This is a genomic window from Pseudoduganella sp. RAF53_2 (assembly GCF_052113985.1).
Lineage (GTDB): Bacteria > Pseudomonadota > Gammaproteobacteria > Burkholderiales > Burkholderiaceae_D > Rugamonas.
Genome location: NZ_JBFRDW010000281.1, coordinates 1 through 7,321 on the forward strand (window position 1 = coordinate 1; position 7,321 = coordinate 7,321).

Here is a 7,321-nt window from a genome sequence, read left to right on the forward strand (position 1 = left end):
CCCTTTGGGATTGGTCATGTATTCGGTTTGGTCGGTCATGCGTTGCTCCTTCGCGTTAATCATTGGTGGTTGCTGCCAGGTGCTTGGCGAACTCGCCGGCCACATGGAAGGCATGAGTGTTCTGAGCGTCATGCCCGCCCAAGGTGTGGAAGATGACGCTGCCCTTGAGGAAACCACGGAATTCGTCTGGCGACAGGCGCTCGCGCAGCAGCTCTATCAAACCACCTTGCGCGTTGTTGGTATCGCTGTGCTGGCTGGCTGCCAGGGCGATCTGGTTGGACTTCTCCAGCTCGTCTTCGCGATCCGCCAGGCAGTAGAAGCCACCGGCTTTTTTAACGGTGCCCGCCGACAAGGCTACGCGCAGAAGCGTGCTCACCTGGTAGCTGATGCCAAGGGCGTCCTTGAGAACGGCCGCTGACGTTGGGCCGCTCTTCTCCAGATAGGCAATTGCCTTATCCACTAGCGACTGTCGCGCCGTACCTTTATGCTGGTTATGCAGTTCCTTGCTGTAGCCTTCGCTCGGTACGAAGTTCGCACTAGTGGTAGCGCTGCTGGTCTCTTTGTCTTGCTTGTCTTCGCCCGTTTCGACGGTGTCTGGCTGAACAGAGGCCGAATCTGGTTTCGCCGCAACTTTCCAGTCCAGGAACGATGTCTCAATCCGATATACGGTGACCATTTGGCCATTTGCACCTAAGGTCAGATTTGCTGCTACTTGCTTTTCTTGTTCGGCGAGCTTCAGTTGCCCCTCGACTACTGGGACATCGATGTCCAGAAGATCACTAATCTGCACAGCGTTCAGTCCTGGACGCTGGCGCAGGAGGGTCAAAATGTCATTGCGGGTTGGGTTGCTCATGTTTTCGGTCCCTTTCTTGGTTGACGAAGTTTTGTTGGTTCTACGTTCTTGAGTGCACGCGCGGCACTGGCTATGCAGCATGTCTGGCAGCCCCCTGGATGCATGGAAGAATTCGGTATCAGCGGGCCAGTAGTCCCGGCACCTGCTGCAGCGCTTTTCCAGCTCGCCATCACTGTCATATCGATACATGCCGGTGGCCAATCGATCTGCCATCAGATGCGGCCCGAGAATCTTCTCCAGGCTATTCATGGGGCTGCCACTGGATCAGACAGTCATGCACGATCACACTGCACAGACTCCCGCCATCTGGCAGGCGCCTGGTGCTCTTGCCGTGAGCTGCGGCCGTCAACACCGGGCCAGCATTGGCATGCACTGCAATGGTCGGCCGCGTGCCGGTAACGTCTACGGACTGCACCGGTACATCTTGCTCACGCAACCAGCGCACAGCGCGATTGAGTACGCTCAATGCCTGGATAGCTTCAGCCGACCAGACCTTTGGCCCGTTCGCACCCTGGATGGCGACATGAGCCTGGCGCAAAGGGACAACGTTGTGTGTGGCGGTATTCATGGCGCAGTCTCCACTTGTGGGCCGCCGACTTCCGGCAGGGGCAGCGTTACTTTGTCGATAATCCCTGCCTGCTGGGGAGGCTCTGCAGGCGCGGCGTCTTTGATGCGTGCTTGCTGCTTAGCCGGTGCAGGCGCGGCGCCAGGTACGCGCTTCTCACAGTTCTGGCATGCGCGCCAGTGCGACATGGCACGCGGGCTATTCGTCGGTGGTGTTTCGCGCGACGAATGCTCGCGGCACTCCAAGCCAGTGATGCGGTGTTCGCGCTCCATCAGGACCGTTAAAAACGGGCACTCGATGCGGCCAATGGTGTTCAGAATGCGCGCCTCAATCTTCGCAGTGCCGGACTTGCCGTTGACGTATGGTGAGGATGCCGTCTGATTCAAGATCGCTGACAGCGCCCCTCGCGATACGCCAACTCGTTGGGCCGTCGCGGCAACGCTGCCGGTGGCCTGCACGTCCGCCTGCAGCAAGGCAAACCATTCCGTTTCACGCTGCGTCATACTGTTTCTCCTCGTTTGGGTCATAGACCGTTTTCTGTGCCGGCTGCGGGATGGGCGCGATTTCGCCCGTGTCGCGCACCAAYAGGAATCGTTTAGCGCCGTTCGACGTGAGGGACTGCGGTGCCTCACGTCGCAATTCCGTGAGATAGCCGGCGCGCACCAGTGGCCGGATGTACTTGGCCAGGTTGTTTTCCGCACGGTCGATGTCCGCTTGGCTGCTGCCCGCATCCAAAAGCACGCTCACCAGTTCTGGAATACTGGCTTTGCGACGAATGCGCAGCAGACGCCATGCGCGGTCACGCAAGCTGTTGGTGCGAATCTTTGGGATACCTGTCGGTCCTTTAGGGCCGCTGGTTAGCCTGGCGCCTTCTTCCTGGGCCAACCGTCCCAGCGAGGTCAGGTGATAACAGCCTGGCTTGACCGTGTTATCGGCGTATTCTTCGCGCTTGAGGTAACCGTGCTCGACCAGCTTGGCGCACGCTGCTGCGACCTGGCGGCTCGTCAGCTTGGTGTGTCGCATGATCGCGGCGTGTTTAACGCATCCCCGAGGGCACGCCAGCACCTTGACCGCCTCCATCACGGTTTGGGACGTCCACACTGCGCTCATCGTGCGCCTCCCACCCGTGGACGACGCGCCTGCCACTCGATGCACAGTTCGACACCACGCATTGCCTCAAAGGTGGCACTGGTCAGGCCGTTCGTCTTGGCGACGCGCTCGATATTGGCAATGCCGTTCATAACCAGGCGCATCTTGCCCGCGCTCTGGCGATGGAGTTCTTGGACCAGCTCCGCATCCATAGGGAACTCCGATAGCTGCTTGCACGCCAGCTGCACATCCTGCACGGTCAGCGCCTCAAAGCGAGCCACAGCGGCAATGCGGCTGCTAATCTGCGGATGGCGAGCAATCATCGATTCCATGCTTTCCATGCCCACCAGCACAATCAGCGTTTCGGTCAAGTCGCTGATGTCCCGGATGCACTCCAGGATGCTGGCGGACCTGCTGACGGTATGTTCGGCTTCGTCAATGATGATTGGCGTCTGGCGCGCACCGATGGCGCCAATGATCTTGGCCTGCAGGGCGTGGTTGGTCGCGTTGGTCGGAATGCGCAGCAGCTCTGCCAGTTCCATCAGCAGCGCGCGTTTCGTCCAGGTCTCCTTGCCGCGCAGGTAGAGTGCGCTGGTATCGACCGCATAGCGGTCCACGGTGGCCGATTTGCCAAGCCCTGCTGGGCCGGTAACCAGCATCATCGATGCCTCGCGGGCGCCGCGCTGCTCGGTGGCTTTTACCGTCTGCACGAAGCGTGCGTAGTTGCTGTTCTGTACGAAGCCCTTTTTCACCTATACTCTCCTTGCTTTTCAAGTTCCTACGTTAAATCTCGCCGCCCGGTGCCCATCACCGGGCAGAGCTACTACTCAATTACCCAGCACGTACTGCATTGGTTGCACCAGGTTGCCAGCCCAGGCCCAGGCACTCAAAGCGCTCTTGTAGCGATTCGTAAATGTCGCTGGCGACGAACTGCTCCAGGAACTGGCGGTCATTCGCGTTCCACTCCCCCTGGTGCTGCATAAGCCACTCGTAGCGGTCGGACTCCAGCATGAAGATTGGACGGGTTGGCGCCTCAACCGGTACGGCCAGCAGCTCCACGTCCAGCATCTGCAGCGAGGAAACGCCGGTGATGTCTTGCAGGGTCGGGCTGGGCGCGTTTTCCAGAACTAGCGGCGCACCATGCAGCTCGTCRTGCACTTCCTGGCGCTTCACATCCAGGCGCTGCAGCCTTGCTGCCGCACGCTTACGTGCAGCCACTTCCATAGCTGACTCAGCGAAGTACGCGCGCTTGTTGGCCTCAAAGCCAGCGTTGCAGATGAAGCGATCTTTGTGGTCATAGACCCATACCTGGTCCGCGTTGTGTACGTCGTACCCCACGCGCACCACGTCGCCGTGATACTCCTGCAGCGCATGAGCGAAATAGAGATTCCCGAACAGGCGCACTTCACCGCGCAGCGTCTTGACTTCGCGTTGCGGTCGGAACAGGTCGCGCGATTCATCCTCGGTGATGGTCACCAGCTGCGCGCCGTCTTTAACGCCTTGGTCCCATGCCTCGTTTGGTGTCATGTGGCGCTTGCGGCCAAGCTCTGGATCAAAGACTTTAGGCAGTGCGCGATGAGGCCTATTGTTGTAGGCATCAACATGGTCATTGGCGAACTTCAGGAAGTCGTTAAAAGGCATCAGGTACTTGCTGCGGCCCGTGTGTGCGACTTCCTTGCGAGTCAACTTGTGCACCTTTTGCATCGCCTGCCGGTCCATGGTGGCGCCGATGTAGGTTGGCAGTTCTTTGGCTGCGCTCACCCACACGGTCTGGTGCGAACGCTCCATGATGCCGCGCGCTTTGGAGTTGTAGGCAATGCTGTGCGTTTTTTGGAAGCCCAGGCGCGATTCCATACCGACACCCGGCGCCGCCATCAGCGCGTTGTGATAGCCCGATCCATTGTCAACATAGAACAGCGCGGGGATGCCGCCCACTTCGCATGCGCGCCGCAGCGCATCCAGTACCGCCAGGCCGCTCTCCGCGAGGTCCACGCTCCAGCCGACATACTTACGAGTCGCGACGTCAACCACGCCGGTCATTTCAGGGCGGAATGGACGGCCATGGGCTGGGTGCGCCACCTCTGCGTCAAACGTGTGACCGTCAGCTGTGTACACATCGGACGGCCACAGCACGCTGCTATCGCGGCGGATGAACGGTTTGATGTTCGACAGGTCGCGGGAACCCATGCGGCCACGTTGCAGCTCTACGTTGCCCATCTTGCCGAGAAAACGGCGGGCGCGGTGATACAGCTGGGTCGGATCGATGCCGAATGCGGGCGCGATCTGCTCGACAGCGAAGGCCAGGCTGGGCTTTTGCGGCGTCTGGTATACCGCCAGCAGGTCTGCAGCCCATTCCGGCACATCAACCTTGCTGTGAGCATCCTTGGGAGCCAACGCGTTGACCTGTCGGCGACCGTCTGCGGTCTTGGCCTGGTTGGTGTCAGCGATCCAGCGGTGAATGGTGCGACGGCTCAGCGTGCGCTTGCCACTGCTGCCGGCTTTGGCGTTCGCTACTGGCACCAGGTTGGCCAGGTGATCGGGCAGCGAACCCTCTTGGGCCATGATGACCAGCTTCATAATGGCTTTTTCACGGCCGACCAGCTGGGCCACGCGGTCCACTTCCGCCAGGAGGGCGGCGCGCGCCTCGGCGGTGCGCTTCTGCCAGTCCTTTAACGCTCCCGAACTAGCGACCGGCACCAGCGCCTTTGGTACTGGCGCGGCTAGCGCCAACTGCGCAAGCTTTGCGGCCCCAGAATTGCCTGCTGTCTTTATCAGCTGATTTGCGACTTGGTCTTTAATCGCCTGCATTACCTGTGCTGGTGGTTGGTACTCGCGACGCGTGCCGCCAACGCCTGTAACCTCCGTGTACGGCCAGCCTTCCCGACTAGCCTTTGCAAGAACAGCCGCTTTGGTAACGGGCATGCCTGGAAGACTGAGGGTCAACAGCTCTGACGCCGTGTAGGAGGACTTGATCAGCGCCATGCTCATTCGGCCGCTCCAAAATCGAATTCGGGGGACTGGTTTTTGAGTACGTTGGTGCGCTGGTAAGCAAGGTGTGTAAGCGTGCTCGTCAAGGCCGCCACCGTTTCATCCAAAGCGGCGCCAGTTTTATAGAAGCGGGCCAGCAAACCAACCGCATCAGCAAACGACGCCTGAATCTCTGCGAGGTCGGTCACGTCAGCCTTTTTGCCAGACGGGATCGCCACGACCACTTTGTCACCTTGGGCGAGGCACAGGTACTCGCTGACGTAGGACACGCCGCAGAAATCTTCAAATTGGCGAACGCGATTTAACGGCATCGAAGTTTCCGCAAGCCAGCGATAAAGCGTTTTCACTTCAACGCCCATTAAATCGGCGAGGACTTTAACCGGGCGTCGCTTTTTCTCAGCTGCGAATTCGATGCAAAGTTCCATTGCCTCGCCTACGCTGGCGGGCCGCATCGATTTCCATTGTCTGTTTCGCATTGTCGTTTTCCTGTGTTCGAGAATCGTCTTGGTAGGCTAGAAGTGTGTTCTGCCTTACGCTTCTACACATGGAAGAGCGGAAAGAGCGGGCCGCGTGTTGCGGGCCAGAGTGGCTGGAAGCGTTAAAACTGGCGTAAAATTGCGAGCAGCGTAACGCTCTGGCCAAATTACTTCGGGCTTGAGTTCCAACGCAGCGGCGATAATTCCTTCTGCCTTGCGGTAAGGACGGTCCAGGGCGGCTTTCAGCGTTCCAGCGCTGAGGCCATGCTGGCGCGACAGTTCACGAAGGGACCACCCTTTTTTATGGAGGGCTGCTACAACATCCGCCCTATGCCAATCAGCTTGGGTGGATTTTTTTGGTTCATTGAATGCGCTCATCGGTTACACCTATCGGGGTTGTTCTAGGGCGCATGTTAAGCATTAAGAAGTGTTAAGTCAATGCGTTTTTGCACAAAACACTTAGCTTGTGGTTAGGTGTTCGACGCTTAGGCTATAAGTATTTGATTAATAAGAAATAATTTTAAGTGTTTTGTGAATACACTTTTTCAATGATTGGAAGACACTCTCATGCAACAAAGTGTTTTGAAAGGTCGCCTCTACTCAGCGTCTGAAATTGCCGCCTTGGCACTTCCTGGCTTACCAAAGAGCAAACCAGGCGTCATCGCACGCGCCTCTGCCGAAGGGTGGAAATTTGAAACCCAAAAGGGCATAGGCGGTACTAAGCGGCTCTACGAGGTGCCTGCCAAATACTTTGCTGGGACTGTGCATGCACGGTTTGAGGCCGCCAGGGAAACCGCTCATGTGGCTGGGACCGTTGCCGGCGGGACCAATAAAGTGGATACGGAAAAACTGGAACTGGCAATCAGGGCGCTGACCGAATGGGAGAAGGAGCGGAACATCCAGGTGAGCGCAGATCGGCGTCCAGCACTCATCGCACTCCTTTACGAGTACCTTCAAAATCACTTGGAAGAAGGCCCAGACGCGATGCAGCGTGTACTTCGTGCTCTTGGATAGAATTGGAGAGACTTTTCGGCACTCGATCAATCTAAACTTATTAATTTTAAGTAAGTTTAGTTATCAAAATGCAACGTAAAGAAAAGATTGTTGGTGCGCTAAAAGCGCTTCTAGATTCAGCTATCGCTGATAGCCAGCAGGCCGCCAAAGCCTGCTTCACCTGGATTCACAAGGAAGAGATGGAGGCGCCGGCCAATGATGCCTCCTTTGGTTGTTCGGAGCTTGCGCGCCGTCGCCGCTATCGTGCCAAAAGGCACGCAAATCTGGATAGGATTGCTGAGAAGTGGCGCAAATGGATGGCAGACGCTTCCCTCAATGAATTTTGCCGCTATGCCG

General features: G+C 57.9%; 10 protein-coding genes. 2 read left to right on the plus strand and 8 right to left on the minus strand.

Annotated features, from left to right (window positions below):
- Window positions 1–55: 55 nt before the first annotated feature.
- From AB4Z11_RS17240 to AB4Z11_RS17275, 8 genes are all read right to left on the minus strand, one after another.
- Window positions 56–1,102, minus strand: a complete 1,047-nt coding sequence (locus tag AB4Z11_RS17240; protein ID WP_442026465.1) for a hypothetical protein — start codon at window positions 1,100–1,102, stop codon at window positions 56–58.
- Entirely contained in the window at window positions 1,095–1,421 is a 327-nt protein-coding gene (locus AB4Z11_RS17245) for a hypothetical protein (RefSeq protein WP_442026466.1), read from the minus strand. The genes AB4Z11_RS17240 and AB4Z11_RS17245 overlap by 8 nt, the downstream gene beginning before the upstream one ends.
- Entirely contained in the window at window positions 1,418–1,921 is a 504-nt protein-coding gene (locus AB4Z11_RS17250) for a hypothetical protein (protein ID WP_442026467.1), read from the minus strand. Before AB4Z11_RS17250 ends, AB4Z11_RS17245 begins: the two co-directional genes overlap by 4 nt.
- Entirely contained in the window at window positions 1,908–2,528 is a 621-nt protein-coding gene (locus tag AB4Z11_RS17255; protein WP_442026468.1) for a hypothetical protein, read from the minus strand. Before AB4Z11_RS17255 ends, AB4Z11_RS17250 begins: the two co-directional genes overlap by 14 nt.
- Window positions 2,525–3,259: an AAA family ATPase gene (locus AB4Z11_RS17260; RefSeq protein WP_442026469.1), complete on the minus strand. Its 735-nt coding sequence runs from the start codon at window positions 3,257–3,259 to the stop codon at window positions 2,525–2,527. Before AB4Z11_RS17260 ends, AB4Z11_RS17255 begins: the two co-directional genes overlap by 4 nt.
- Window positions 3,260–3,338: 79 nt before the next feature.
- Window positions 3,339–5,495, minus strand: coding sequence for a Mu transposase C-terminal domain-containing protein (locus AB4Z11_RS17265; protein ID WP_442026470.1), 2,157 nt, complete (start codon window positions 5,493–5,495; stop codon window positions 3,339–3,341).
- A complete protein-coding gene (locus AB4Z11_RS17270) occupies window positions 5,492–5,971 on the minus strand; it encodes a hypothetical protein (RefSeq protein ID WP_442026471.1) in 480 nt (159 codons plus the stop codon). Before AB4Z11_RS17270 ends, AB4Z11_RS17265 begins: the two co-directional genes overlap by 4 nt.
- Window positions 5,972–6,025: 54 nt before the next feature.
- Window positions 6,026–6,349, minus strand: a complete 324-nt coding sequence (locus tag AB4Z11_RS17275; RefSeq protein WP_442026472.1) for a helix-turn-helix domain-containing protein — start codon at window positions 6,347–6,349, stop codon at window positions 6,026–6,028.
- 189 nt (window positions 6,350–6,538) lie between these two features.
- On the opposite strand from AB4Z11_RS17275, the gene AB4Z11_RS17280 reads away from it, so the two are divergent.
- Window positions 6,539–6,985: a DNA-binding protein gene (locus AB4Z11_RS17280; protein ID WP_442026473.1), complete on the plus strand. Its 447-nt coding sequence runs from the start codon at window positions 6,539–6,541 to the stop codon at window positions 6,983–6,985.
- 68 nt (window positions 6,986–7,053) lie between these two features.
- The coding region (locus AB4Z11_RS17285; RefSeq protein ID WP_442026474.1) for a hypothetical protein at window positions 7,054–7,321 on the plus strand (268 nt) is incomplete at its 3' end.

Excerpts from the sequence above, each read along its gene's own strand:
- AB4Z11_RS17245 (WP_442026466.1), bottom strand. The coding sequence starts at position 1,421 with ATGAATACCGCCACACACAACGTTGTCCCTTTGCGCCAGGCTCATGTC.
- AB4Z11_RS17275 (WP_442026472.1), bottom strand. The coding sequence starts at position 6,349 with ATGAGCGCATTCAATGAACCAAAAAAATCCACCCAAGCTGATTGGCAT.
- AB4Z11_RS17270 (WP_442026471.1), bottom strand. The coding sequence starts at position 5,971 with ATGCGAAACAGACAATGGAAATCGATGCGGCCCGCCAGCGTAGGCGAG.
- AB4Z11_RS17250 (WP_442026467.1), bottom strand. The coding sequence starts at position 1,921 with ATGACGCAGCGTGAAACGGAATGGTTTGCCTTGCTGCAGGCGGACGTG.
- AB4Z11_RS17240 (WP_442026465.1), bottom strand. The coding sequence starts at position 1,102 with ATGAATAGCCTGGAGAAGATTCTCGGGCCGCATCTGATGGCAGATCGA.
- AB4Z11_RS17280 (WP_442026473.1), top strand. The coding sequence starts at position 6,539 with ATGCAACAAAGTGTTTTGAAAGGTCGCCTCTACTCAGCGTCTGAAATT.